The 24,127-nt window shown below is 56.0% G+C and carries 29 protein-coding genes; 13 read left to right on the forward strand and 16 right to left on the reverse strand.

The annotated features are described in order from the left end of the window. Positions 1 to 38: 38 nt before the first annotated feature. The 4 genes from rph to ACR0LY_RS11160 are packed head-to-tail and all read left to right on the forward strand — an operon-like array spanning position 39 to position 2,864. Positions 39 to 752: a ribonuclease PH gene (rph, locus tag ACR0LY_RS11145; RefSeq protein WP_170349560.1), complete on the forward strand. Its 714-nt coding sequence runs from the start codon at positions 39 to 41 to the stop codon at positions 750 to 752. Next, positions 749 to 1,363: an RdgB/HAM1 family non-canonical purine NTP pyrophosphatase gene (rdgB, locus tag ACR0LY_RS11150; protein ID WP_170349559.1), complete on the forward strand. Its 615-nt coding sequence runs from the start codon at positions 749 to 751 to the stop codon at positions 1,361 to 1,363. Before rph ends, rdgB begins: the two co-directional genes overlap by 4 nt. After that, positions 1,353 to 2,507 (forward strand): radical SAM family heme chaperone HemW, encoded by a 1,155-nt coding sequence (gene hemW, locus ACR0LY_RS11155; protein ID WP_170349558.1) that lies wholly within the window; start codon positions 1,353 to 1,355, stop codon positions 2,505 to 2,507. Before rdgB ends, hemW begins: the two co-directional genes overlap by 11 nt. 3 nt (positions 2,508 to 2,510) lie before the next feature. Beyond that, positions 2,511 to 2,864 carry a YbaN family protein gene (locus ACR0LY_RS11160; RefSeq protein ID WP_170349840.1) on the forward strand — a complete coding sequence of 118 codons (354 nt, stop codon included), beginning with the start codon at positions 2,511 to 2,513 and terminating at the stop codon, positions 2,862 to 2,864. On the opposite strand, the gene ACR0LY_RS11165 is transcribed toward ACR0LY_RS11160, so the two are convergent. The 7 genes from ACR0LY_RS11165 to ACR0LY_RS11195 all read right to left on the reverse strand — a co-directional run bounded on the left by ACR0LY_RS11165 (position 2,854) and on the right by ACR0LY_RS11195 (position 10,216). Further along, positions 2,854 to 3,747, reverse strand: coding sequence for a ParB/RepB/Spo0J family partition protein (locus tag ACR0LY_RS11165; RefSeq protein WP_170349557.1), 894 nt, complete (start codon positions 3,745 to 3,747; stop codon positions 2,854 to 2,856). The two genes, ACR0LY_RS11160 and ACR0LY_RS11165, sit on opposite strands and share 11 nt — an antisense overlap. Positions 3,748 to 3,767: 20 nt before the next feature. Beyond that, positions 3,768 to 4,571, reverse strand: coding sequence for a ParA family protein (locus ACR0LY_RS11170; RefSeq protein WP_170349556.1), 804 nt, complete (start codon positions 4,569 to 4,571; stop codon positions 3,768 to 3,770). After that, positions 4,564 to 5,178 (reverse strand): 16S rRNA (guanine(527)-N(7))-methyltransferase RsmG, encoded by a 615-nt coding sequence (rsmG, locus tag ACR0LY_RS11175; RefSeq protein WP_170349555.1) that lies wholly within the window; start codon positions 5,176 to 5,178, stop codon positions 4,564 to 4,566. Before rsmG ends, ACR0LY_RS11170 begins: the two co-directional genes overlap by 8 nt. Continuing rightward, on the reverse strand, positions 5,175 to 7,043 hold the full coding sequence (gene mnmG / locus ACR0LY_RS11180; RefSeq protein WP_170349554.1) for a tRNA uridine-5-carboxymethylaminomethyl(34) synthesis enzyme MnmG: 1,869 nt from the start codon (positions 7,041 to 7,043) through the stop codon (positions 5,175 to 5,177). Before mnmG ends, rsmG begins: the two co-directional genes overlap by 4 nt. A gap of 12 nt (positions 7,044 to 7,055) precedes the next feature. Then, positions 7,056 to 8,342, reverse strand: coding sequence for a tRNA uridine-5-carboxymethylaminomethyl(34) synthesis GTPase MnmE (mnmE, locus tag ACR0LY_RS11185; protein ID WP_170349553.1), 1,287 nt, complete (start codon positions 8,340 to 8,342; stop codon positions 7,056 to 7,058). Between the two features lie 30 nt (positions 8,343 to 8,372). Further along, complete coding sequence (gene rho / locus ACR0LY_RS11190) at positions 8,373 to 9,644, reverse strand: transcription termination factor Rho (RefSeq protein WP_170349552.1); 1,272 nt, start codon at positions 9,642 to 9,644, stop codon at positions 8,373 to 8,375. Positions 9,645 to 9,766: 122 nt separating this feature from the next. Beyond that, positions 9,767 to 10,216 (reverse strand): CopD family protein, encoded by a 450-nt coding sequence (locus tag ACR0LY_RS11195; RefSeq protein ID WP_170349551.1) that lies wholly within the window; start codon positions 10,214 to 10,216, stop codon positions 9,767 to 9,769. A 404-nt stretch (positions 10,217 to 10,620) separates the two neighbouring features. Here ACR0LY_RS11195 and ACR0LY_RS11200 point away from each other — a divergent pair, with 404 nt between their 5' ends. The 4 genes from ACR0LY_RS11200 to dnaQ are packed head-to-tail and all read left to right on the forward strand — an operon-like array spanning position 10,621 to position 13,355. Then, positions 10,621 to 11,220: a Maf family protein gene (locus ACR0LY_RS11200; protein ID WP_170349550.1), complete on the forward strand. Its 600-nt coding sequence runs from the start codon at positions 10,621 to 10,623 to the stop codon at positions 11,218 to 11,220. After that, on the forward strand, positions 11,217 to 12,050 hold the full coding sequence (locus tag ACR0LY_RS11205) for a shikimate dehydrogenase (protein WP_170349549.1): 834 nt from the start codon (positions 11,217 to 11,219) through the stop codon (positions 12,048 to 12,050). The genes ACR0LY_RS11200 and ACR0LY_RS11205 overlap by 4 nt, the downstream gene beginning before the upstream one ends. Further along, complete coding sequence (gene coaE / locus ACR0LY_RS11210) at positions 12,047 to 12,640, forward strand: dephospho-CoA kinase (RefSeq protein ID WP_170349548.1); 594 nt, start codon at positions 12,047 to 12,049, stop codon at positions 12,638 to 12,640. The genes ACR0LY_RS11205 and coaE overlap by 4 nt, the downstream gene beginning before the upstream one ends. Then, positions 12,633 to 13,355, forward strand: a complete 723-nt coding sequence (dnaQ, locus tag ACR0LY_RS11215; protein WP_170349547.1) for a DNA polymerase III subunit epsilon — start codon at positions 12,633 to 12,635, stop codon at positions 13,353 to 13,355. The genes coaE and dnaQ overlap by 8 nt, the downstream gene beginning before the upstream one ends. A gap of 27 nt (positions 13,356 to 13,382) precedes the next feature. On the opposite strand, the gene secB is transcribed toward dnaQ, so the two are convergent. After that, positions 13,383 to 13,880 carry a protein-export chaperone SecB gene (gene secB / locus ACR0LY_RS11220; RefSeq protein ID WP_170349546.1) on the reverse strand — a complete coding sequence of 166 codons (498 nt, stop codon included), beginning with the start codon at positions 13,878 to 13,880 and terminating at the stop codon, positions 13,383 to 13,385. A gap of 64 nt (positions 13,881 to 13,944) precedes the next feature. Further along, positions 13,945 to 14,436, reverse strand: coding sequence for an FxsA family protein (locus ACR0LY_RS11225; RefSeq protein WP_170349545.1), 492 nt, complete (start codon positions 14,434 to 14,436; stop codon positions 13,945 to 13,947). A gap of 107 nt (positions 14,437 to 14,543) precedes the next feature. Between ACR0LY_RS11225 and ACR0LY_RS11230 the strand changes: the two genes are divergently transcribed. Genes ACR0LY_RS11230 through ACR0LY_RS11240 form a run of 3 tightly spaced genes read left to right on the forward strand, consistent with a single transcriptional unit; the run spans position 14,544 to position 16,827 of the window. Beyond that, positions 14,544 to 15,203, forward strand: coding sequence for a Tim44/TimA family putative adaptor protein (locus ACR0LY_RS11230; RefSeq protein WP_170349544.1), 660 nt, complete (start codon positions 14,544 to 14,546; stop codon positions 15,201 to 15,203). Then, positions 15,200 to 16,240: a murein transglycosylase A gene (mltA, locus tag ACR0LY_RS11235; protein WP_170349543.1), complete on the forward strand. Its 1,041-nt coding sequence runs from the start codon at positions 15,200 to 15,202 to the stop codon at positions 16,238 to 16,240. Before ACR0LY_RS11230 ends, mltA begins: the two co-directional genes overlap by 4 nt. After that, on the forward strand, positions 16,240 to 16,827 hold the full coding sequence (locus tag ACR0LY_RS11240) for a Smr/MutS family protein (RefSeq protein WP_170349542.1): 588 nt from the start codon (positions 16,240 to 16,242) through the stop codon (positions 16,825 to 16,827). The genes mltA and ACR0LY_RS11240 overlap by 1 nt, the downstream gene beginning before the upstream one ends. On the opposite strand, the gene ACR0LY_RS11245 is transcribed toward ACR0LY_RS11240, so the two are convergent. The 3 genes from ACR0LY_RS11245 to hslU form a co-directional block, all read right to left on the reverse strand. Then, positions 16,824 to 17,996, reverse strand: coding sequence for an MFS transporter (locus ACR0LY_RS11245; protein ID WP_480640909.1), 1,173 nt, complete (start codon positions 17,994 to 17,996; stop codon positions 16,824 to 16,826). The two genes, ACR0LY_RS11240 and ACR0LY_RS11245, sit on opposite strands and share 4 nt — an antisense overlap. Before the next feature lie 44 nt (positions 17,997 to 18,040). Continuing rightward, entirely contained in the window at positions 18,041 to 18,943 is a 903-nt protein-coding gene (locus ACR0LY_RS11250; RefSeq protein WP_480567170.1) for an alpha/beta hydrolase, read from the reverse strand. Between the two features lie 294 nt (positions 18,944 to 19,237). Then, positions 19,238 to 20,545 (reverse strand): ATP-dependent protease ATPase subunit HslU, encoded by a 1,308-nt coding sequence (gene hslU, locus ACR0LY_RS11255; RefSeq protein WP_170349539.1) that lies wholly within the window; start codon positions 20,543 to 20,545, stop codon positions 19,238 to 19,240. Positions 20,546 to 20,737: 192 nt separating this feature from the next. Here hslU and ACR0LY_RS11260 point away from each other — a divergent pair, with 192 nt between their 5' ends. After that, positions 20,738 to 21,979: an MFS transporter gene (locus tag ACR0LY_RS11260; RefSeq protein ID WP_170349538.1), complete on the forward strand. Its 1,242-nt coding sequence runs from the start codon at positions 20,738 to 20,740 to the stop codon at positions 21,977 to 21,979. Here ACR0LY_RS11260 and hslV read toward each other — a convergent pair. Beyond that, positions 21,971 to 22,528, reverse strand: coding sequence for an ATP-dependent protease subunit HslV (hslV, locus tag ACR0LY_RS11265; RefSeq protein ID WP_058283350.1), 558 nt, complete (start codon positions 22,526 to 22,528; stop codon positions 21,971 to 21,973). The genes ACR0LY_RS11260 and hslV overlap by 9 nt on opposite strands. Positions 22,529 to 22,725: 197 nt before the next feature. Between hslV and ACR0LY_RS11270 the strand changes: the two genes are divergently transcribed. Further along, positions 22,726 to 22,920, forward strand: a complete 195-nt coding sequence (locus ACR0LY_RS11270; RefSeq protein ID WP_170349537.1) for a DUF1127 domain-containing protein — start codon at positions 22,726 to 22,728, stop codon at positions 22,918 to 22,920. 55 nt (positions 22,921 to 22,975) lie between these two features. Here ACR0LY_RS11270 and ACR0LY_RS11275 read toward each other — a convergent pair whose 3' ends face one another. From ACR0LY_RS11275 to trxA, 3 genes are all read right to left on the reverse strand, one after another. Next, the gene (locus tag ACR0LY_RS11275; protein WP_170349536.1) at positions 22,976 to 23,338 is read right to left on the reverse strand and encodes a Lin0512 family protein; all 363 of its coding nucleotides are present in this window, start codon (positions 23,336 to 23,338) and stop codon (positions 22,976 to 22,978) included. Beyond that, positions 23,335 to 23,685, reverse strand: a complete 351-nt coding sequence (locus ACR0LY_RS11280) for a Lin0512 family protein (protein WP_170349535.1) — start codon at positions 23,683 to 23,685, stop codon at positions 23,335 to 23,337. The genes ACR0LY_RS11275 and ACR0LY_RS11280 overlap by 4 nt, the downstream gene beginning before the upstream one ends. Positions 23,686 to 23,754: 69 nt before the next feature. Next, positions 23,755 to 24,126 carry a thioredoxin gene (trxA, locus tag ACR0LY_RS11285; protein WP_226689009.1) on the reverse strand — a complete coding sequence of 124 codons (372 nt, stop codon included), beginning with the start codon at positions 24,124 to 24,126 and terminating at the stop codon, positions 23,755 to 23,757. Position 24,127 lies beyond the last annotated feature (1 nt).

Here is a 24,127-nt window from a genome sequence, read left to right on the forward strand (position 1 = left end):
AGGGCGTTATCCCCAACCCAGCAAACAAAGGATTTTCCATGCGACCCTCAGGACGAGATTTAAGCGAAATGCGCGCCGTTTCAATCGAAACGGAGTTCACCAAACATGCCGAAGGTTCCTGCCTGATCAAAATGGGTGACACCCATGTACTGTGCACCGCCACGATCGAGGATCGCGTACCCCCCTTCATCAAAGGCTCGGGTCTGGGTTGGGTCACGGCTGAATATGGCATGCTGCCCCGCGCCACTAACACTCGGATGCGGCGCGAGGCGGCGTCGGGCAAGCAAGGTGGGCGCACCGTTGAAATCCAGCGCCTGATCGGTCGTGCCCTGCGCGCCGGTGTGGACCGGGTAGCCCTGGGCGAGCGTCAGATCACTGTGGACTGTGATGTGATCCAAGCCGATGGGGGCACTCGTTGTGCTTCGATCACTGGTGGTTGGGTTGCACTGCGGCTGGCGGTGAACAAGCTGATGAAGGCCGGGGACGTAATCTCGGATCCGTTGATAGACCCTGTTGCAGCGGTTTCTTGCGGTATTTATGCCGGCCAGCCCGTTCTGGATCTGGACTACCCAGAGGACAGCGAAGCAGGCGTGGATGGCAATTTCATCATGACCGGTTCGGGCAAATTGATCGAAGTGCAAATGAGCGCCGAAGGGTCCGTCTTTAGCCGCGCCCAGATGGATCAGCTGATGGATCTGGCCGAAAAAGGTGTGGCCGAGCTGGCCGCAGCCCAGAAAGCCGCAACCGCATGACCCGTAAGTTCGACGGCGACAGGCTGCTGGTGGCCACGCATAACAAGGGCAAGCTTGAGGAGATGAAACATCTCCTTGAACCCTTCGGCGTGACCATTGTTGGCGCGGCTGAGATGGACCTGCCCGAACCGGAAGAAACCGAGGACACGTTCGTCGGAAATGCCCGGATCAAGGCCCATGCTGCCGCCCAAGCCACTGGCCTGCCTGCCCTGTCGGACGATTCCGGGATTACCATTGATGCGCTGGATGGCGCTCCGGGCGTTTACACCGCTGATTGGGCCGAAACCGGTGATGGTCGAGATTTCCTGATGGCCATGACCCGCGCCCATGATGAGCTAGAGGCTAAAGGCGCCGCCCATCCCCGCACGGCGCAGTTTCGATGCACTCTGGTACTGGCCTGGCCCGATGGGCATGACGAGGTGTTCGAAGGCATCGCCCCCGGTCACTTGGTCTGGCCCATCCGCGGCAAGGACGGGTTCGGCTATGATCCAATGTTTGTCCCGGACGGGTACGACATTACCTTTGCCGAGATGGATCGCTGGGAAAAGAACAAGATCAGCCATCGCGGCCGCGCTGTGGAAATGTTCGTGAAGGGCTGCTTTGGCGGATGATTGGCGCAACGGGGGCTTCGGCCTGTACGTGCATTGGCCTTTTTGCGAGGCCAAGTGCCCCTATTGCGACTTCAATAGCCATGTTTCGCGTAATATCGATCAAAAACAATGGCTTAATGCATATTTGGATGAGCTGCGCCGCACGGCTGCCGAAACACCAGGCCGGGTTTTAAACACGATCTTTTTCGGCGGCGGCACGCCGTCGTTAATGGACCCAGACACTGTCGCCGCTGTGATCGATCAGGCCCGCGCCCTCTGGCATCCGGCCAATGACATGGAAATCACGCTTGAGGCCAATCCGGGCTCGGTCGAGGCTGGCCGTTTTGCCGCATATCGGGACGCCGGGGTGAACCGCATCTCGATGGGGGTTCAGGCGCTTAATGACGAAGATTTGCGTCGATTGGGTCGCATTCACACTGTGGCTGAGGCACGTTCTGCCTTTGATATTGCCAGAAATTGCTTTGATAGGGTCAGTTTTGACCTGATCTACGCCCGCCAACACCAAACCCCCGAAGACTGGCGAGTCGAACTGACCGAAGCCCTTTCGATGGCTGTCGACCACCTGTCGCTGTACCAACTGACCATCGAGAACGGAACCGCCTTTGGGGATCGCTATGCCGTTGGTAAACTGCGTGGCCTACCCGAAGATGACAGCGCTGCCGACATGTATTTAGAAACACAGGACATCTGCGAGGCACATGGCCTGCTGGCCTATGAGATTTCCAACCACGCACGCCCCAGCGCTGAATCACAGCACAACCTGATCTATTGGCGCTATGGCGACTATGTCGGCATCGGGCCTGGTGCCCATGGGCGCGTCACCTTGAATGGTCAAAAACTGGCTACAGAAACCTACCTGTCCCCAAACGCTTGGCTAACTGCTGTCGGAATAGGCAGCGGAGAAAAAGAACGCTCGCCCCTAACAGCGCAAGAACAGGCCAAGGAATACCTTATGATGGGGTTAAGAGTTGTGGAGGGTCTAGATATTGACAGGTATAATGCCCTGGCAGATCACCCCTTGCCGCAGGACAAATTGGCCGATCTAACGGAATTTGGGATGATCAAACAGACAAATGGCCGATTGATTGCCACCAAAGATGGGCGCGCCGTTTTGAATGCGGTGATCCGGGAACTTTTGGGGTAAATGATGCAATATGTTTGGGCCACCCTGGGTTTGATTTGCGTTGGCTTCGCGGTGGTCGGCATCGTTCTGCCCTTATTGCCTACTGTTCCTTTTTTGCTGCTGGCCGCGTTTTTCTTTGCACGGTCGTCTTCTCGCCTGCACAACTGGTTGATTACACATCGCACTTTCGGCCCGTTGATCGTTGACTGGCAAACGTCCGGCGCTATCCGACCCGGGGCAAAAAAGGCGGCTACCATTTCGGTTGCCGCCGTGTTCGGGCTATCGGTTCTGTTGTCCCTGCCGTCTCATGTCCTGATCATTCAGGCCGTGGTTTTGGGCGCGGTGATGCTGTTTATCTGGACCCGGCCTAACGGCTAAGCTTGGCGCACAGATCGTCCAACTGATCCAGGTTTTCATAGGTCAGCACTACTTGCCCGGTTTCTGTTCCAGCCTTGTGATTGATCGCAACTTTCATCGCCAGAATTGCCGACAGATCTTTTTCCAAGGCTCGCGTATCAGCGTCTTTACCCGCATCCAGGTTTCGGGAACGCGGGGCAGCTTTCGCCGGATCTACCTGTTGTTTTTTCACCAGCGCTTCGGTTGCGCGAACCGAAAGCCCATCCCGTACTACGATTTTCGCCAGTTCTGATGGGTTTTCGGCCGTTATCAACGCTCGTGCGTGCCCAGCAGACAGCTTACCTTCGATGACCAGCGTCTGAACGTCCAAGGGCAACGACAGCAAGCGCAATAGGTTCGCAATATGACTGCGGCTTTTCCCCAAGGCTTCGGCCAACTTCTCTTGAGTATGCCCGAAACGGTCCATCAACTGCTTATAGCCAGCAGCTTCTTCGACCGCATTCAGGTCAGCCCGCTGTATGTTTTCTATAATGGCGACTTCCAACACCTCTGTGTCGTCAAACTCACGCACAATAACCGGAATATCATGCAACTGCGCCATCTGAGCAGCGCGCCAACGCCGTTCCCCGGCTACGATTTCATATCCGCCATTGCTGATTTCCCGCACAATCAACGGTTGAATAATGCCCTTTTCTTTGACCGAGGCTGCCAGTTCATCCAATTGATCCGCTGAGAATGTACGGCGCGGCTGGTTTGGATTGGCCTGCAGCTTTTCAATCGGAACTTTCATGTCCGGACGACGCGGTTCTGTAGTCACCAGACCTTCGGCTTCCTGCGTTACATCTGCCATCAGGGCAGATAGTCCCCGGCCCAAACCTCTGGGTTTTGATTTTTTGACGGCCACTGCGCCCTCCTCACTGCCGCTCAGGCAGCGGCATTTTTGTTCTTGTGAATGACTTCACGCGCCAAATGTCGATACGCCATCGCACCCAACGATCCCGAGTCATACTGCAACACCGGCAAGGCGTATGACGGCGCCTCACTGACCCGCACATTTCTGGGTATCTTGGTTTTAAATACCATCTCACCCAGATTGTCACGTGCATCCTTTTCAACCTGACGGGACAAGTTGTTGCGGTTGTCATACATGGTCAACACAACACCTTCGATTCTCAGGTCCGGATTCGCAGTTTGCCGAACCTCTCGGATCGTCAACATCAACTGCGATAGCCCTTCCAGCGCAAAGAATTCACTTTGCAGGGGAACCAGAACGGAATGGGCGGCTACCATCGCATTCACGGTAAGCAAGTTCAGAGATGGCGGGCAGTCGATCAGCACAAAATCAAGCTCAAACTGGTCGATCGAGGTCTGACGCAGGGCGTCATGCAACAAATAGCTGCGTTTTTCATTGGAAATCAGTTCGATATCCGCCGAGCTTAGATCAACGGTTGCCGGTATTACCAGCAACCCGCCAATTTCTGTCTCTTGTACCACAGCTTCAAGCGGTGCATCGTCCAGGATCAAATCGTATGTGGTCCAATCCCTGTCCTCAACACCCAAACCGGTTGACGCGTTCCCCTGTGGATCCAGATCCACCACAAGAACCCTGCTTCCTGCTTCTGCCAAACCGGCCGCAAGGTTGATCGCAGTTGTTGTTTTTCCCACCCCACCCTTTTGATTGGCGACCGCAATTATCCGGGGCCCTGAGGGACGAGACAGATCAACCACGCGATACTCCTTTGATCCTTAGAATAACAGCTTGGGGCTCAGTTAAACTTGTAATCGGCTCACAGTCGAAATTCCATTCCTTGCGCGCGTCATTCAACTCTTTTTTCCAGCTTGCGCCTTTCGGCAACAGCGCCGTACCGGACTCTTTTAAATGCCTGTCACAAAAGGACAATAACGTGGACAAATCCGCAAGGGCACGGGCAGACAAAATATCCGCATTCAGAGAGTCTACGGATTCGATCCTTTTTGAAACAATAGAACAGTTTGCCCCGCATTCCCGTGCAACGCTACGCAGAAAGGCAGATTTACGCTGATCGCTTTCTACAAATGTAAATCGCGCCTCTGGCGCTTCCTCTATAGCCATGATCGCGCAAACCATGCCAGGGAAACCACCGCCGCTGCCCAAATCTACCCAATTATGGAACACATCCGAACACCGGTATACCTGCACTGAATCCAGAATATGCCGTGACCAGATGTCATTCAGGCTGTTGCGCGACACCAGATTTATCTTGGGATTCCAGCGCCGAACCAGTTCTACATAGGTTTCAAGACGGCTAAATGTTTCACGTGAAACATCTAAACCTTTAAATACCTCATAGCTCATGCCTTTCGGACCTTTTGCTCTCGCCTCAACTTGGCCAGCAGTAAGGTCAAAGCGGCGGGCGTCACGCCCTCTACCCGCCCGGCCTGAGCAATATTGATAGGCTTTGCCTCAGACAGTTTTTGTTTCATCTCAGAGGACAGGCCTTCCAACGCCGAATAATCGAAATCGCGTGGTATTTCATAGGATTCATCGCGTTTCATGGCTTCAACGTCTTTTTTCTGGCGCGCAATATAATTTGCATAAAGCGCATCCCGTTCGACCTGGCTTCGGATATCTTCCTCAATATCTTGCAAACCCGCCTCAAGCGGAATCAGATCATTGAACGTAACATCAGGAAAAGCCAGCAAAGCCATGCCATCTCGGCGATTTCCGTCCTGATTGACATTGATTCCAACTGCACGGACCTCCTTTGGTGTATAAGTCCGGTCTGTCAGTATTGACTTGGCAGCTGTAAGTTTCTCTATCTTTTCATCAAATCTTTCAGCCCGCGTATCACCAACACATCCAAGGTCAATTCCAAGAGGTGTTAATCGCTGATCAGCGTTATCAGCCCGAAGAGACAACCTGAACTCTGCCCGAGAGGTGAACATCCGATAAGGTTCTGCAACCCCTCGCGTAGTCAAGTCATCGATCATAACGCCTATATAGCTGTCAGCACGCGTGAAATGAACGGGTTCCCGATCCAGGACAGCGAGTGCTGCATTCAGACCAGCAACAAGCCCTTGTGCGGCTGCTTCTTCATATCCTGTAGTCCCGTTAATTTGTCCGGCAAGATATAGCCCCGGGGCATCAGGCAAGGACAAGGACGACGTCAGAACACGGGGATCAATATAGTCATATTCAATTGCATAGCCCGGTTGCAGGATCTCCGCCTTTTCCAGACCTTTGATCGACCGCACATAATCATGCTGGACGTCCTGCGGAAGCGAAGTTGAGATCCCGTTTGGATAGATCGTGTGATCATGGATCCCTTCAGGCTCAAGGAAAATCTGATGGGATTCTTTCTCGGCAAACCGAACAATCTTATCCTCAATCGAAGGGCAATATCTGGGCCCGACCCCATCAATATGACCGCCATACATTGCCGACCGTGACAGATTTTTTTCAATTATCTCATGTGTACGCGCATTCGTATGCGTTATTCCGCACGAGATTTGGGGTGCGACAGCTGACTCAGATAAAAACGAGAATAGCGTCGGATCTTCGTCTCCATCCTGCCGCTCTAGATCTGACCAATCAATGGTTCGACCGTCCAACCGGGGTGGTGTACCTGTTTTCAATCGCCCCATTGGAAGGTTTAAGCTGTCCAATCGCTCTGCCAGTTTGACAGAAGGTCGGTCCCCCATTCGCCCGCCGGGTCGGGAAACGTCTCCGATATGAATCACACCACGCAGAAAGGTCCCGGATGTAAGTATCACGGCCGAGGCATGAATCTCGGACCCATCTGCCAATTGTATTCCGACGACACGAGGTCCATCTGTCAGAAAATCTGTGACCTCCCCGACCACCACGGATAAATGCTCTTGCGCCTGTGTCACTTTCTGCATGGCATCACGATACAGTGCCCTGTCTGCCTGAGTCCTAGGGCCCTGCACAGCAGGGCCTTTGCGGCGATTCAGCAATCTAAATTGAATACCGGCCTGGTCCGCAACGCGGCCCATGACACCATCCATCGCGTCGATTTCGCGAACCAGGTGGCCTTTCCCCAACCCCCCAATGGCAGGATTGCAGGACATTACTCCAATATCGGACGCAGACAGCGTCACCAATGCCGTCTCAACCCCCATGCGTGCAGCGGCATGGGCGGCCTCGGTTCCGGCATGTCCGGCGCCAATCACAACAACATCGAACTTTGAATGTTTCACGTGAAACACTCCTTACTTACCCAGGCAGAAACTGGAGAATATCTCATCCAAAAGGTCTTCGACCCCTATTCTGCCGACCAATGTTTCAAGGGCGCGGATAGCCGTCCGCAACTCTTCTGCCGCGATATCATACAGGTCCGGGCCTGATTCCAGAACTGTCATCGCCGCGACCAAAGCTGCCTTGGATTCATTCAGTGCGACTCGGTGGCGTTCACGGGTTGCAATACCATGGCTTGTGGATCTCTCACCCAATACACACGATATATGGGAAATTAGCTGATCAATTCCATGACCGGTTTTCCCGGAAATCCCGCCCTTATCGTCTCCGCGCAGGTCAGATTTCGGAAAAAGCTGAATGTCACCTTCGACCATGGGAACACCAAGGTCTGACGGGTCTTCGGTCAGAAATACCCGCAAATCAGCCGCGTCCGCACGTTTACGGGCCAGCTTAATCCCAAGGTTTTCAACGTGATCTTCGGTTTCGCGCAACCCTGCGGTGTCCAGCAAAGTCACAGGCAAACCACCGAGATCCATGCGAACTTCAATAACATCACGAGTTGTGCCGGCATATTCCGACGTGATCGCGGCCTCTCGACCCGCCAACGCATTCAGCAAGGTCGACTTGCCTGCATTTGGAAGGCCAACAATGGCAACTTCGAACCCGGTCCGGATACGTTCGGCAATTTTTACACCGTCAGCTTCGCGATGCAGGTCTTGCATGACTCCGGTCACCAATGTGCAGACCTCAGGTGTCACGTCGGTTGGAACCTCTTCATCGGCGAAATCTATCACGGCTTCCAGCAGAGACGCCGCCCGGATCAGGTCACGGCGCCAGCGTTCGGCCAAGCCACCCAGCTCTCCGGCCAAAATGGTCTGGGCCTGTTTACGCTGCGCCTCGGTTTCGGCATCGATCAGATCGGCCAGACCTTCGACCTGCGTCAGGTCCATCTTGCCGTTTTCCAATGCACGGCGCGTGAATTCCCCGGGTTCCGCAAGCCGCAACCCAACCGTATCGGACAAAGTGCGCATTACCGCATTAACCGAAGCCGTGCTGCCGTGTATCTGCAACTCTGCGACGTCTTCACCGGTAAAGCTCGCCGGGGCCTGGAAGGTCAGAACTAAACCATCATCCAAGCGCGACCCATCAGCTGCACACAAAGACCGAACCCGCATACCGCGGGGCGGTAGCGGGCTGCCGGTCAGCTCGGTTGCGGCTGAATGCGCCAAAGGGCCCGAGAGGCGGATGACCGCCACCCCTGCTTTACCCTGGGCGCTGGCCAAGGCGAATATCGTATCCATTCGAAGGCCTCGCGTCGGTTAAGACCTGTATCAGGTATTCATCGAGTCGAAGAACTCACCGTTGGTCTTGGTCTGCTTCAACTTAGACAACAGGAACTCGATCGCATCAGTGGTGCCCATCGGGTTCAAGATACGGCGCAGAACAAAGGTCTTGGCCAGATCACCTTTGTCGACCAGCAGGTCCTCTTTCCGGGTGCCGGATTTGAGGATGTCGATCGCCGGGAACACGCGCTTGTCTGCGATCTTACGATCCAGAACGATTTCCGAGTTACCCGTGCCTTTGAATTCTTCAAAGATCACTTCGTCCATCCGGCTGCCGGTATCGATCAGCGCGGTGGCGATGATGGTCAGCGATCCGCCCTCTTCGATATTCCGCGCAGCACCAAAGAAGCGCTTGGGCCGTTGCAGAGCGTTTGCATCCACACCACCGGTCAGAACTTTACCGGATGAGGGGACCACAGTGTTAAACGCTCTACCAAGTCTTGTGATCGAATCGAGAAGAATAACAACATCTCGTTTATGCTCGACCAAACGTTTGGCTTTTTCGATCACCATCTCGGATACGGCGACGTGACGCGTTGCCGGCTCGTCGAAGGTCGAGGACACAACCTCACCCTTTACTGAGCGCTGCATGTCGGTCACCTCTTCGGGGCGTTCATCGATCAGCAGAACGATCAAATAGCACTCCGGGTGGTTCTGTTCGATAGAATGCGCGATGTTTTGCAAGATCACCGTCTTACCAGTCCGCGGCGGCGCCACGATCAAAGACCGCTGTCCTTTACCGATAGGTGAGACCAGATCAATCACCCGGGCCGACTTATCTTTGATGGTGGGATCTTCGATCTCCATCTTCAGACGTTCATCGGGATACAAAGGCGTCAAGTTGTCAAACAGGATCTTGTGTTTGGCTTTTTCAGGCTCTTCAAAGTTGATCTTGGTGACTTTGATCAGCGCAAAGTACCGCTCGTTCTCATCCGGTGCCTTGATATCACCTTCGACCGTATCCCCGGTGCGCAGCGAATGCTGACGGATCATATCCGGTGAAACGTAGATGTCATCTGGGCCCGGCAGATAGTTCGCTTCGGGTGAACGTAGAAAACCAAAGCCGTCCTGCAGCACTTCAAGCACGCCATCACCGCCAACGGTCCAGCCTTCATCGGCGCGTTCACGCAGAATCTGGAACATCATCTCGCCCTTACGCATGGTCGAGGCGTTTTCGATTTCCAGCTCTTCGGCCATCGCCAGAAGGTCTTTGGGGCTTTTGGCCTTAAGGTCAGCCAGATTCAGGGTGTCAGTTGTCATGATATATACCTTCGCCGCAGGCATCGCGGCACGAAGTGGAATTTCAGTACGGAAGATACGCCGCCCGGACGGGCGTGTTGATCTCTACATAAGCGCGGCTGACTGCGGAGTCAAACAGGCCCTCAGAATTTCAAAATGACCGCCAGAACGATGGCAACCATCAAAATGGTGGGAACCTCATTCATCATGCGGTACTGGCGCCCAGTGAGCGTATTTCGGCCCTCTAAGAAGTCTTTGCGCCGCGCCATCAGCCAGTGATGGAACCAGGTCATGCCGATCACGGCAGAACCTTTAACCCAGGGCCATGCAAAATCCCAACCGACAATGCCTGGTGTGAATACCATGATCAGGCCACACACCCACGCCACGATCATTGCCGGGCGCATAATCACGCGCAGCAGTTTTTCTTCCATTTCAAAGAAAATGGTTTCGGCACCATCGACGGCTTGCGCCTTTTCTACGTGATAGACGAACAGTCTGGGCAAATAGAATAAACCGGCCATCCACGAGATCACGGCCATGATATGTAAAGACTTCACCCACGGGTAAATCGTGAAAAGAAGATCGGTCATCCTGTCTCCGGGGGTTGCTCGGAACTCTCCCTAATAAAAAAATAAGAAAAGAAAAAGGAAGATGGTTTTGTAGGGCGAACAAAATTCGTGGATTACTTTTTTACACATGTGTTTTCCCCAGGTGGACATTTCTACGCGTCAAAGCGATGATTCTGTTAATAGTAAAAATAATATAATTAAATCAGTTTGTTAAGGTATGTCTGCAAAAGATGCTCTGGGGATAAGTTTCTGAGTATATGTGGAGTTCCCGCTTATCCCGTCATTCCGACTTATCCTTGTCCCGGAAGGACAGCGTTCGAGCGACTCAGGGAAGATCTGCGCGAATATCCCGGGGTTGCGTGTCAATCGGAAAACCATACAAACCATTCAAGAACGCTCAACGATTTGCACACGGGGTTGTCCACATGTCTGTCCCCATCATCCTGGCCTCAGGCTCATCCATACGTGCGCAGCTGCTGGAAAACGCAGGCGTGCCGTTTTCCGTTCAGGTCGCGCGCGTGGATGAGGATACCATGAAACGCGCGTTGCTGGCTGAAGAAGCATCCCCTCGGGACATCGCCGATGCACTGGCTGAGATGAAGGCGCGCAAGGTCAGCGACAAAAACCCAGGTGCGATGGTTCTGGGGTGCGATCAGGTGTTGGATTTCGACGGGAAGCTGTTGTCGAAACCGGAAACGCCCCAGGAGGCGCTGGCGCAGCTCAAGGCGATGCGGGGCAAGCGGCACATGCTGTTGTCGGCGGCGGTGATCTATCAGGATGGCGAGCCGATCTGGCGCCATGTCGGGCAGGTGCGTTTGCGCATGCGGATGAGTTCGGACGCGTACCTGCGCGACTATATCGACCGCAATTGGGACAGTATCCGGCACGCGGTGGGGGTTTATAAGCTGGAAGAAGAAGGCGTGCGCCTGTTCGCCACCATTGACGGCGACTATTTTAATGTCTTGGGTATGCCCCTGTTGGAACTGCTCAATTTTCTGGCCGTCAAAGGGGTGATCGACCAATGAGACATAACCGAATACCGCTGGCCGGAGTAATCGGACACCCGATTGCGCATTCCAAGTCACCCCAACTGCATGGCCATTGGTTAAAGAAATATGGGCTGGCCGGGCATTACATTCCCGTGGACGTGGCGCCCGAGGATCTTGAGACGGTTTTGCGCACCCTGCCGAAGGCGGGGTTTGTCGGGGCGAATGTGACCGTGCCCCACAAAGAAGCGGCGTTGCGTATCGCTGATCACGTATCGGAACGCGCATCGGTCATCGGGGCGGCAAATACCTTGGTGTTTCAGGATGATGGCACAATCTACGCGGACAACACCGATGGCTATGGGTTTATGCAGAACCTGCGCAGCGGCGCGCCGGATTGGGTTCCGTCGGATGGCCCGGCGGTGGTGTTTGGTGCGGGTGGCGCAGCACGGGCGGTGTTGCAGGGTTTGTTGGACGCGGGCGTGCCCAAGATCATGCTGACCAACCGCACGCGCGCCCGGGCGGATCAGTTGAAAGATGAATTTGGCGACCGCATCACCGTTGTGGATTGGTTACAGGCCGGCAATGTCATTGAAGAAGCTGAACTGGTGGTCAACACGACCTCATTGGGCATGCAGGGACAACCGGAACTGCGGGTGCCCTTGGATGGGTTGCAAGCGGGTGCGGTTGTGACTGATTTGGTCTATGCACCTTTGCAAACGCATCTTCTGAAATCGGCTGAGGAAGCAGGTTGTACCACGGTCGATGGTCTGGGCATGTTGCTGCATCAGGCGGTGCCCGGTTTTGAACGCTGGTTCGGCACCCGCCCCGAGGTGACCGATGACCTGCGCGCGGCGGTTTTGGGATGAGTTTCGCGCTTGGTTTAACCGGTTCGATCGGGATGGGCAAAAGCACCACGGCGCAGATGTTCGTCGAAGAAGGCTGTGCGCTGTGGGATGCGGATGCGGCCGTACATAGACTCTATTCAAGGGAAGGAGCGGCCGTCGCGCCGATGCGCGCTGTTTTTCCAGATGCCATCATCGATGGGTCTGTCAGTCGTGACGCCCTGAAACAAGTCATCGCGCAGCACCCAGCCGCGCTGAAACAGATTGAGGCCATCGTACATCCGCTTGTTGCCGCAGATCGCGCTACTTTTCGGGAATACGCGACCGCGGATATTCTGGTGTTCGACATCCCCCTGTTGTTTGAAACCGGTGGTGATGCAGCGATGGATGCGGTGGCCTGTGTCTCGATCCCGGCGGATGAGCAAATGCGTCGCGTGATAGCGCGCGGGACGATGACTGAGGCACAGTTTGAACAGATCCGCGCCAAGCAAATGCCGAATGACGAAAAATGCGCGCGGTCAGATTATGTGATCGTGACCGATACACTGGACCACGCCCGCGCGCAGGTGCAGGATGTGGTCAGGCAAATACGGGCGGGGATAGCAGATGCGTGAGATTGTACTCGATACCGAAACCACGGGGTTTGATCCCGAAAGCGGCGACCGGATTGTCGAGATCGGCGCGGTCGAGCTATGGAACCACGTGGCCACGGGCGAGACCTATCACGTCTATATCAATCCTGAACGATCCATGCCGGAAGAGGCGTTTGGCGTGCATGGGATTGGCCCCGACCTGCTGGAAAATCCGCGCCCGCCGGAAAAGGGTGAGGTGACGCTGAAGGACAAGCCGGTCTTTGCCAAGGTTGGTCAGGGGTTTGTTGATTTCATCCAGGATTCGAAACTGGTGATCCACAACGCATCCTTCGATATGAAATTCCTGAATGCAGAGCTCAAATGGATGGGTTTGCCGTCGATTCCGATGGATCAGGCGCTGGATACATTGGCAATTGCGCGCAAACGGTTTCCGGGCTCACCTGCGTCACTGGATGCGCTGTGCCGTCGGTTCAATATCGACAACACGAACCGGGTGCTACACGGGGCGTTGCTCGACTCGGAAATTCTGGCCGAGGTCTATCTGGAACTGATCGGGGGGCGGCAGCCGGACTTCGGCTTGACCGCGACTGCTTCCTCGGCCGCAGGCGGTCAGGACGATTGGCGCCCAGCGGCGCGTCCGACACCATTGGCATCAAAGATCACCGACGAAGAACGCGCGGCGCATAAAGCATTTGTAGAGAAACTGGGCGAAAACGCCTTGTGGACCCGCGCCTGAGGTGAAACACGGCGCGGGTCAAATCGATTAGGCGTTCGCCTTCTGCGCTTCTGCTTGACGACGCAATAGTTCGTTGCGGTACAGCGCGACAAAATCGATATTGTCCAGATTGACCGGCGGATAGCCACCGTCACGGGTGATATCGCTGACGATGCGGCGCAGGAACGGGAACAACATGCGCGGGCATTCGATCATCAGGAACGGATGCAACTGGTCCTCGGCCACGCCTTCGATGTGGAACAGGCCGCAATAGTCGATTTCGCACAGGAACAGAACGTCTTCCAGTCCTTTGGCTTTCGACTTGAGGTTCAGTTTGACTGCAACTTCGTACTGATGTTCCGTCGCCCGCTTTTTTGCATCCAGATTCACCTGAACGGCGATTTCGGGCTGAACGTCACCGGACACACCTTTTTGTGCCATCACGTTTTCAAAGGACAAATCGCGGATGAATTGCCCCAGCACTCGCATTTGTACCTGGGGGGCGGCTTGGGCTGCCGTGTTTTCTGCAGCGTTTTCTTCGGCCATGGATCTACTCCAAAAATGAAATTCGACACTGCTTAGCAAGTTGGGCGCGGCACCTCAATGCAGGTCACGGTCCTTCAACCCATTTCGATGGTTTCGAAGGGTCCTGACGGGGCCGAACTTCGGTGAATTCGCCGTCAATCACGTCATCTTGCTCGAATGGTGCAGGACCAGACCGGAACTGTGCCCCATTGCCCATCTGGAACTGGGTGATCGTCACCTTCGATTTCAGGTACCGGAACACGGCCACGCGAATGCCCGGAACAAGCAGGGCAAAACCGACCGCATCGGTGAAAAAACCAGGCGTCAGCAACAGAACGCCGGACAACAGGATCATCGCCCCATGGGCCAGGGGTTCTGTCGGATCGTCCAACTCGGCAAAGGATCGCTGCAGGTTCGCCAGCGCCATGCGACCTTGTGTCCTGACCAACGCAGTGCCCAGAACAGCGGTCAGCACCACTATTGCAAGGGTTGGCCAAAGGCCGATCAGACCACCCACCTGAATGAACAGGGCAATCTCGATGATCGGAACCAATAAAAATGCCAAGAACAGGTACATATGCGTTATCCTTTACCAGTGGTCGGGCAGTGGACTTGCCACGAACTGTCACCTACATAGTGGCATGAGGCCGCGTATACAAAGTCGCGGTCTGAAAAGAGGATGAAATGAACGAACCGATGATCCAGTTGCTGGTCCTGGCCGGAATAGCCGTTTTCCTGATCCTGCGCCTGAAAAGCGTGCTGGGTACGCGTGAAGGTTTTGAGAAACCTCCTGTTCAGGAACAACCCGACGGGCACAGTGCCCGCCGCGGGTTTGAGGTGATTGAAGGTGGTCCTGATTACGACATCACAGACCATGTTGCCGAAGACAGCGAACAGGCACAGACGCTTGCCGCGATGAAGCGGATCGAGCCCAGCTTTTCCGTCACCGAATTCGTGCAGGGCGCGCGCGGTGCCTATGAGATGATCGTCATGGGTTTCGAAAAGGGTAATCTGGACGAAATCCAACCCTTCCTGTCCGAAGAGGTGTTCGACACGTTCGTGTCCGTTGTGGCCGCGCGTGAAGATCAGGGCCTGACCATCGAGGCCGAGTTTATCGGCGTGCGTGAAACCACATTGGCCGACGTGAAATTCGACAAAGATACCAATCAGGCCGAGATCACCATGAAATTCGTGGGTGAGCTGACCTCGGTTGTGCGTGATCGCGGCGGCGATATCATCGAAGGTAACCCGAACACCGTCAAACGCCAAAAGGACAGCTGGACCTTTGCCCGTGTCATGGGCGCGGACGATCCGAACTGGCTGCTTGTCGCCACGGACGCATGATTGCCGCACTCCGGTCGCTTTTTCTGGTGGGTGCGATGACCACCGCTAGCGCCGCCGGAGCTGAGGCGACGCGCTCGATCCTGTCGTTTGATGACCTTGAGGGCTGGGCCGCTGACGATCACGGGGCGGCCCTTTCGGTATTTCTGAATACGTGCGGCGATCTGAATGATCCGGATTGGCGTGCCCTTTGCGCTGTGGCCCGAACCTATGAAGGGGATGCAGCGCAGGCGTTTTTCGAGCTGTTCTTCCGTCCGGTTTTGGTTGAAGACGGTAAAGATGCGCTGTTCACCGGCTATTTTGAGCCCGAACTGGATGGATCGCGCAGCCGGACCGACCGGTTCAAATACCCTATCTACAAAATGCCACCCGAAGCACGCGCCGAAGGGCCTTGGCTGAGCCGCCGGGACATCCTTACCGGGGATGCTATGACTGGCCGGGGGCTTGAGATCGCCTGGGTTGATGACCCGGTCGAGCTGTTCTTTTTGCAGATCCAAGGCTCGGGCCGTATTCGTCTGCCCGATGGTGGTGGCTTACGCGTGGGCTATGGCGGCGCGAACGGGCATCCGTATCGGTCGATCGGGGCCGAATTGATCCGCCGCGGTGCGTTAGGCGCGCATGAGGTGAGCGCGCAGATGATCCGCGCCTGGGTGCGCAAAAACCCCGAGGCCGGGTCTGAACTGTTACTTCACAACCCTTCCTACGTGTTCTTTCGTGAAGTCACCCGCGTTGCGCCCGAACTTGGCCCGCTGGGAGCGATGAACCGATCTGTCACCACTATGCGCAGCATTGCCGCGGATCCTGAATATACGCCGCTGGGGTCTCCGGTCTGGGTGGAAAAAGACGGCAAGGACCCGATGCGCCGATTGATGATCGCGCAAGATACGGGTGCTGCCATCAAGGGTGCTCAGCGGGCGGATATCTTCTTTGGCACCGGTGATGCCGCTGGGCAGGCAGCAGGGCGTCTGAAAGATCCGGGCCGCATGGTGATCCTGTTGCCGATCCAACGCGCCTATGCCCTGATCCCGGATGAGTTCTGATGACCCGGCGCAAACTGACCGAAGAAGAGATCGAGCTGTGGCGCAAAGTCACCAAACAGGCTGAACGTCTGCATCCTGAGCTGCCGCAATCGGTTCATCCCACCACCCTGCCCAAACCGAAACCAACCAAAACACCAAAGATGCGGCTGGACGGGTTCGAGATCGGCCAGACCGCGCCCGCCAAAGTGGCGCGTCATGCATTGAAGCCCTCGGTCACTGACAGCCTGCGCGCCAGCCCGGTGCAGATGGACACCAAGGCTTTTGGACGGATGAAGCGCGGCAAGCTGAAACCCGAAGGTCGGATTGATCTGCACGGTATGCGGATCGACACGGCGCATCCGGCGCTAGTGCGGTTTGTGTTGACGGCGCAGGCACAGGGCAAGCGGCTGGTGCTGGTGATTACGGGCAAGGGTAAGGACCGTGACGAACCCGGCCCCATTCCGACCCCACGCGGCGTACTGCGTAATCAGGTGCCACACTGGCTGTCGATCCCACCGCTGGCGCAGGCTGTGTTACAGGTAACACCCGCCCATATCAGCCACGGCGGCGACGGGGCCTATTACGTGTATCTGCGCCGGGGTCGTTAAAACGCGGTTTTCGCGCGGTGAATGCCGGTCCAGACCAAACTGCTGACTACAACAAAGAACGCAGCGATCCACATAAACTGAGTACCAAGCGTGACGTTGTAGTCGATCAGCGCCCCGGTTAGAGCTGGACCAATGGCCGAACCCAGCACCATGACCGCGGTCGCCAGTGCCTTGATCGCGCCGATATGGCGAGTGCCGTAAAACTCAGCCCAAAAGGCGCTAGGCAATGTGTTGTTCGCACCGACCGTCAGAGCCAGAAAGATCAGGCCGATCAGGGCGCCGGTTATGGTGTTGGTGACCGAGAGAATAGCAAAGCCCACACCGATCGGCAGTTGATAATACGGCATGATCCGCGCGGTGCCCCATTTATCCAGCGCCCAACCAGCGGCAAACATCGACAGGATCGAAACGCCGGTGAATACAGGGAACAGCGCCACCAGTTGAATATGCGGCCAGTCCCTGACCTGCGCCAGATGGACCTGATGAAAGAAAAACGCGGTGATGAAGGCAGATGGTGCAAGGATCGCGGGAACCATGAACCAAAACAGCGAATTGCGCAGCGCCTCGCTCCGGGTCCAGTGATGATCCTGCATGCCAGTGGCAATGTGATCCCCTGACAGGCTTTGCGGCGTGCGCTCCAGACGCAGCAGACGCATCAGAACCGGGATACCCAATACCGTCACACCTGCGGCCACCACCCACAACAATCGCCAGTCGAGAAACACCATCGCGGCGACAAAAATCACCGGCAACAGCGCCTCTCCGACCGCGTATCCCAGCGAGGCGATCGACAGCGCCTTGCCACGTGTCGCGGTGAACCAGCGCGCCATGGCCACTTGCGCCAGATGGGTACTCATCCCCTGCCCGAAAAGGCGCAACAGAAAGATCACGATAGGCAAAAGGAACAGTCTATTGTTCAACGCCATCGACAGCGCCGCAAGCGTCAAACCAGCCAGCACCAACGGCCCCAGAACCCGAACACGAAAGATATCGGTCAACCCGCCGGCCCAGATCATCACGACAGCCGCAACGGTGGTACCCAGAGAATAAAGCCCTCCCCAGGCCCCGTGACTCAGCCCATACGCTGCACGGATTTCACCGGCAAAGACCGAGATGAAAAAGGTCTGCCCAAAGCTGGACAAAAACGTCAGCAGAACCCCGGCGCTCAACCAAGAGGCATTTTGAAAAAGAAAATGACGCAATTTAACCCGTGTCACGGGTTGGACACCTGCGCCTGGCCAGTTTCCGTCAAAACGATCCCGGTCGCGCCTGTGGGGTTGCGTTCGCTGGGGGGGACCAGAATGTCGATAGCCGGACGCTCGTCAGGGCCAAATGTATTGTTGACCCGCCGGATCGAGTTGAGGATCGCCAGCAAAGCCGGAGATGTAGCAGCAACGAAATGCGAAGATTCGGCATCGCTGTTGAATGCGGTCGTGTCGATCACGTTGATAGGAAAGTCCTCAAGCGTTTTGATCGAACTGATATTGCCCAGCCGTTCGCCCTCATCCGTGCCTCGCAGACGGGCTGAAATGTTCAGGATTTTGTCCTTTTGCGAGACCATGACAATGAACGGGTCGGGTGGATTGTCGATCCTGTCCATCTGCGAACGGAACAAATCCACGTCCAGATCAGGAGAGATCAGAACCACACCTTCGATATTTCTTTTGGCCCAACCCGGTTCCTGCAATTCGGTTTGTCGCATCATCTCCATCGTCAGGGCACTGCCCATGGAATGCGCCACAAGCAGAACCCGGTTTACGCCCATCGATTTCAATTCACGAATGGTCTGTTCCAAACCGTCGCGGGCAAAAAGCATGCTGTCCAGATCGTAAGCGTACCCATATCCCGTCGCACGGCTGGGCCAGGAATACACCAGGATCGATCCGGGCAGACCAATGTCATGCGACAGCTGCGCCGCGCGAAAAATGGTTTCGGTTTGGGTCGAGTTATAGCCATGCACAAAGATCGTCACTTCGTCCTGCCCACGCAGATGGTGCCGCAGTCCCTGAGGCCCGTTCAATTCGGTCACATCAGCCAGCACGAACTCTTTTTGCGGGTTGGGATTTGCATAAGAGAACTTCAGGGTTCCCGGCGTGTGTGTTGGCGGTATGGACACGGTGGTTTCCAGAAACTGCAGTTTTTCACTGCGCCTGAAACCAAATGATCCGTCTGCTTCGCGGGCCCTGGTCGTGCTGGCAAATACGGTTTTCGTCGTTCCTATGGACGCAGCCGACGGCACAATTTCAGAGACCGTCCTGTCAACACAGGCGCTCAGAGACAAAGACATAAATAGAAAAATCAGGTAGCGCATCAAACGGGGTCCTAACGGCCTTTTGCGCTAAGCTATCGAATTCTTGCCCCACGTCCAGCGACATGGGGCAGGATCAGCGGCAATTTCCGGCTGAAGACGTTACAGAACGTAACGGCTCAGATCCGTCGACTTGGTCAATTCGCCCAAATTTTCGCTGACAAAATCGGCGTTGACGGTGATCTCGGACCCGGCCTTGTCAGGTGCGGTGAACGAAAGCTCCTCGAACACCCGCTCCATCACTGTGTACAGCCGCCGCGCGCCGATATTTTCGACGCTTTGGTTCACATCCGCTGCGATCTTGGCCAGGGCGGCGATGCCGTCCTCGGTAAAACTGACAGTGACCTCTTCAGTGCCCATCAATGCGGTGTATTGGCGGGTCAGGGCGTTGTCGGTCTCGGTCAGGATGCGAACGAAATCCTCTTCGGTGAGGGCGCGCAATTCTACGCGGATCGGCAGTCGGCCCTGCAATTCGGGCAGCAAGTCCGACGGTTTGGCAATGTGGAACGCACCCGAGGCGATGAACAGGATATGGTCGGTTTTCACCGCACCATGCTTGGTTGACACGGTGGTGCCCTCAATCAAAGGCAGCAGGTCGCGCTGCACCCCTTCGCGGCTGACATCGCCACCGCGGGCGTCGGACCGCGCACAGACCTTGTCGATCTCATCCAGGAACACGATGCCGTTCTGTTCCACCGATTCCAGCGCCACCCGGTTGACGGTTTCATCATCCAGTAGCTTGTCGGCCTCTTCCCCGATCAGCGCATCATAGCTTTCGGCAACGGTCAGACGTTTCTTGACGGTCCGCCCGCCAAACGCTTTGCCGAAGATATCACCCAGATTCATCATCCCCATCTGGCCGCCAGGCTGGCCGGGAATGTCAAACATCGGCATTGGGTTCGAGGTGTCGGACAGTTCCAGCTCGATCACCGTATCGTCCAGTTCGCCGGCTTTCAGTTTCTTGCGGAACATCTCGCGCGTGCCTTCGCGGGCATCGGTGCCGGCGATGGCTTCGATTACGCGGTCTTCGGCGGCCTGATGAGCCTTGGCCTTGACGTCTTCGCGCATGTATTCGCGGGTCTGGATGATGGCGGCATCCGCCAGATCGCGCACGATCTGTTCCACGTCGCGCCCGACATAGCCAACCTCGGTAAACTTGGTGGCCTCGACCTTGATAAAGGGCGCGCGGGCCAGTTTTGCCAGACGGCGGCTGATCTCGGTCTTGCCGACACCGGTGGGGCCAATCATCAGGATGTTCTTGGGATAGACTTCATCCCGGATGTCATCGGTTAGTTGCTTGCGCCGCCAGCGGTTGCGCAGCGCCACGGCCACGGCGCGCTTGGCGTCTTTCTGCCCGATGATAAAGCGGTCCAGTTCCGAGACGATCTCGCGCGGGGTCAGGTCGGTCACAGGGGCAGTCCTTTCGGTCGGCATGGCTAGTCTTGGGCTTAGGTAATCACCGCAATCGCGAAAACAACCAAGCCCTTTTCATTGGCAGCGTTGGTTAGCAATGGCCCATCCGGTTTGCAAACGCTTTCCATAGGTGAAACGCGCGCCCTCTGTTACAGTGATTTCAAGGTGTTGACGGTCAGGAGTGTGAAAGTGACGAAAATTGCCAAGATCACCTTGCTGTTCGTGGTGTTTGTGGACCTGATCGGGCAAGGACTGGTGTTTCCCATCATCAACTCGCTGATCATGGAGACGAAATCGGGATTCCTGCCCGAGAGTACGCCCGATGGTCGCCGCCATCTGTATTACGGGCTGGTAATTGGTTGTTTCTTTTTGTCGTGGTTTCTGGGTGTGGTCTATGTGTCCAAGGTCTCGGATTCCATCGGGCGTAAGAATGCGCTGCTGGTCTGTCTGAGCGGGGCACTGGTAGGGTATGCGTTGACCATTGCGGCGCTGTATATGAACAGCTTGCTGTTGCTGATCATAGGCCGTTCGATCACCGGGTTCACCGCAGGGAACCAGCCCATCGCGCAGGCGGCGATGATTGACGGCAGTACCGACGCGGCGGATCGCGACCGCAACATGGGTTACATCATAACCGGTGTCAGCTTTGGCCTTGTCGGCGGTCCAATCATTGGCGCGGTTCTGTCCGATGCCAACCTGCTGGGCAGCTTTGCTACGCTGAAAACCCCGTTCTATGGCGCATTTATTCTGGTGTTGATCGCCATCTTCCTTGTGCTGACCTTTTTCAAGGACACCCGGACCGAGCGTACGGCTTTTGTGTTCCGCCCGCGGGACGTGACCGACAGCCTGATTGCTGTGCGAGAACACCCGATGGTTCTGAAAATCCTGCCAGTCTATGCGCTGTTCATGATCGCCAATGTCACCTTCTATGTCTTCGTTGATAATTTCCTGACCAGCGCCTGGGGATACGGAGTCATTGGCGGTAGCATGGCGATGGTGGTGATCGGTTTTGCGCTGGCGTTCTCAAGCACCTTCCTGGTGAAGCCTGCGCAAGAGAGGTTCAGCAAGCACCAGATCATCTACACTTCGCTGGTGGTGATGGTGATTTGCGGGTTCGGTTTTGCCTTCAGCCCCAGCGGTGTGCTGAGTTACGTGCCGGTCTTCTTCTTCTATTTCTTTTTCGGCGTCTCATACCCAACTCTGTTGGGGCTGTTTTCTTCGGCCGTTGCCGAGACCGATCAGGGTTGGGTCATGGGTGTGACCACCGCTGTCTTCTGTCTGGCGGGCGGTGTCATGTCTCTGATCGGCGGCGGATTGATGAGCTTTGATATCCGCCTGCCCTATTACATCGTCATCGCGACGGCCCTGATGGGGCTGGTCGGCATGCACCTGCGCTGGAAAGGAAAAGAGATCAAGGCGCTGTTAGCCTGAGATCGTCTCGACCGTCAGGTTGCCGTTGGTATAGACGCAGATATCGGCAGCAATTGCCATTGCCTCGCGCGCCACGTCCTCGGCGGGTTTGTCGCTGTCCATCATGGCGCGGGCTGCGGCGAGGGCAAAGTTCCCACCCGAGCCGATGGCGGCCACGTTGTGTTCGGGCTCCAGCACATCCCCTGCCCCGGTGATCACCAGCAGGTCCTTGCCGTCGGTGACGATCAGCATCGCCTCAAGCTTTTGCAGATACTTGTCTGTGCGCCAATCCTTGGCCAGTTCGACCGAGGCGCGCGCCAGCTGGCCGGGTGTGGCCTCAAGCTTGGCTTCCAGACGCTCCAGCAGGGTGAAGGCATCGGCGGTTGACCCGGCGAAACCGGCGACAACCTCGAACCCGCCGGGCGACAGGCGGCGCACCTTGCGTGCTGTTCCCTTGATCACGGTTTGGCCCAGGCTGACCTGTCCGTCACCGGCAATCACCACCTGACCGCCCTTTTTGACGCCAATGATGGTTGTGCCGTGCCATCCGGGAAAATCGCTATCCGCCATAAAAGCCTCCGTTTTCAACTGCCGTCCTATATGGGCCGGACCTGTCCGCAGCGCAACAGGTCACGAACTGCCTAAAAGATATGCAGGAATCGCAATGCGGGGTTACCGGACTAGCAATTGTGAGTCTCAGCCTGACGTCCTACATGAGCCTCACAACCGACAACGGGTCGGCTGTTTCACATATAAGGACTGCGCAAATGGCAACCATCGCTAAAACCCATGCGCCGCTCGGAGCAGCTACCATTCTGCACGTAGTGGACGCGTTCTACGGAACCTATGACAAAGCAATCGCGTGGAATGAATCCCGCAAGACACGCAAGGCCCTGTCGGAGCTGAGCGACGCACAGCTGGAAGATATCGGCCTGTGCCGCGCGGACATCAGAAACGTCTGATCCGCGCCCAGTGCAAAAAGAATGCAAGCCGCTCGTCCGAGCGGCTTTTTCTTTGTCAGGACAGTTTGTATTGGCCGGATAGGTCGGGCAGGAAAGCCTCGATCGCGGCGGTTGCCACCACATGTCTCGTGCCAGCCTCAATATCTTCGATATCCAACCCACCTTTGACAGCCCGCACCTCGGCCCGTCCGCGGGGAAGATCGGCGGCAACAAGATCGCAATTCACCTGGTCAGGGTCCTGTACCCCAATCGTGACGCAAACGCGCATGTCAGTATGATCCACACCCAGCTTTGAGAACAGCGTGATCGACGAATGATGCAGTGCATCCTGCACCGCCCGGCGTGCGGCCTTGGTGTAATCCTGCCCATACAGGTCGTTGCCGGTACCCATTTCCAGAATGATACGTTTTTCGGTCATGTCACGGGCTCCATATCGAAAGAAACGATGATGGCCGCATTGGCAATGACTGTCCGACCTTCGGTATGCGGCTTTTCAATATCCAACCCACCTTGAGTGATGGTGATATTGGGCTGTCCATAAGGGAAAATGGCAGTCAATGCGCCTCGATCCACCTTTTCGGGCTGCTGAACCCCAATTTCGGCGTCGATGATCATCGCCTCTTTCGGAAAATCGAACAGCTCGGCCATGTTGACCGAATTGTGCCATAGTGCATCTTTGATCGCCCGCAGCGCGGCCTCGGTATAATCCTCGCGGCGCAAAGACGTCCCCATGCCGAACTCCACAAGTACCCGTGTTTTTGCCATCTGATCCTCCCGGCAATAAAAAAGGCGCCCGGTTCAAGGCGCCTTTGATGACTTGCTGATCACGTTGGATCAGATGGATTCGTCGATCCAGCTTTGCAGTGCCGCCTTCGGCGCCGCGCCTGCGCGGTTCGAGACGACCTGACCGTCCTTGAAGATGAACAGGGCCGGAATACCGCGCACGCCCATGGCGGCGGCGGCGTTCGGGTTGCTGTCTACGTCAACCTTGGCGATTTTCACCTTGTCGCCGTATTCAGCGGCCAGCTCTTCCAGGGCGGGGCCGATCTGCTTACAAGGGCCACACCATTCGGCCCAGAAATCGACAACAACGGGGATGTCGGAATTCTTAACCTCGGCGTCAAAGGTATCGTCGGTCACGGCTACGGTCGACATATTCTGTCTCCTGAATGGGGTAAACTCGGGAACAGAACGTAGGGTCGGCACC

This window comes from Ruegeria sp. BC5 (assembly GCF_056539205.1).

Coding starts and splice junctions, on each gene's coding strand:
- ACR0LY_RS11200 (WP_170349550.1), top strand. CDS start 10,621: ATGTCTGTCCCCATCATCCTGGCCTCAGGCTCATCCATACGTGCGCAG.
- ACR0LY_RS11195 (WP_170349551.1), bottom strand. CDS start 10,216: ATGACCGATCTTCTTTTCACGATTTACCCGTGGGTGAAGTCTTTACAT.
- rho (WP_170349552.1), bottom strand. CDS start 9,644: ATGACAACTGACACCCTGAATCTGGCTGACCTTAAGGCCAAAAGCCCC.
- ACR0LY_RS11230 (WP_170349544.1), top strand. CDS start 14,544: ATGAACGAACCGATGATCCAGTTGCTGGTCCTGGCCGGAATAGCCGTT.
- rdgB (WP_170349559.1), top strand. CDS start 749: ATGACCCGTAAGTTCGACGGCGACAGGCTGCTGGTGGCCACGCATAAC.
- ACR0LY_RS11225 (WP_170349545.1), bottom strand. CDS start 14,436: ATGTACCTGTTCTTGGCATTTTTATTGGTTCCGATCATCGAGATTGCC.
- ACR0LY_RS11160 (WP_170349840.1), top strand. CDS start 2,511: ATGCAATATGTTTGGGCCACCCTGGGTTTGATTTGCGTTGGCTTCGCG.
- ACR0LY_RS11205 (WP_170349549.1), top strand. CDS start 11,217: ATGAGACATAACCGAATACCGCTGGCCGGAGTAATCGGACACCCGATT.
- coaE (WP_170349548.1), top strand. CDS start 12,047: ATGAGTTTCGCGCTTGGTTTAACCGGTTCGATCGGGATGGGCAAAAGC.
- ACR0LY_RS11240 (WP_170349542.1), top strand. CDS start 16,240: ATGACCCGGCGCAAACTGACCGAAGAAGAGATCGAGCTGTGGCGCAAA.
- mnmE (WP_170349553.1), bottom strand. CDS start 8,342: ATGGATACGATATTCGCCTTGGCCAGCGCCCAGGGTAAAGCAGGGGTG.
- hslV (WP_058283350.1), bottom strand. CDS start 22,528: ATGGCGGATAGCGATTTTCCCGGATGGCACGGCACAACCATCATTGGC.
- secB (WP_170349546.1), bottom strand. CDS start 13,880: ATGGCCGAAGAAAACGCTGCAGAAAACACGGCAGCCCAAGCCGCCCCC.
- mltA (WP_170349543.1), top strand. CDS start 15,200: ATGATTGCCGCACTCCGGTCGCTTTTTCTGGTGGGTGCGATGACCACC.
- ACR0LY_RS11270 (WP_170349537.1), top strand. CDS start 22,726: ATGGCAACCATCGCTAAAACCCATGCGCCGCTCGGAGCAGCTACCATT.
- ACR0LY_RS11280 (WP_170349535.1), bottom strand. CDS start 23,685: ATGGCAAAAACACGGGTACTTGTGGAGTTCGGCATGGGGACGTCTTTG.
- rph (WP_170349560.1), top strand. CDS start 39: ATGCGACCCTCAGGACGAGATTTAAGCGAAATGCGCGCCGTTTCAATC.
- ACR0LY_RS11275 (WP_170349536.1), bottom strand. CDS start 23,338: ATGACCGAAAAACGTATCATTCTGGAAATGGGTACCGGCAACGACCTG.
- rsmG (WP_170349555.1), bottom strand. CDS start 5,178: ATGAGCTATGAGGTATTTAAAGGTTTAGATGTTTCACGTGAAACATTT.
- dnaQ (WP_170349547.1), top strand. CDS start 12,633: ATGCGTGAGATTGTACTCGATACCGAAACCACGGGGTTTGATCCCGAA.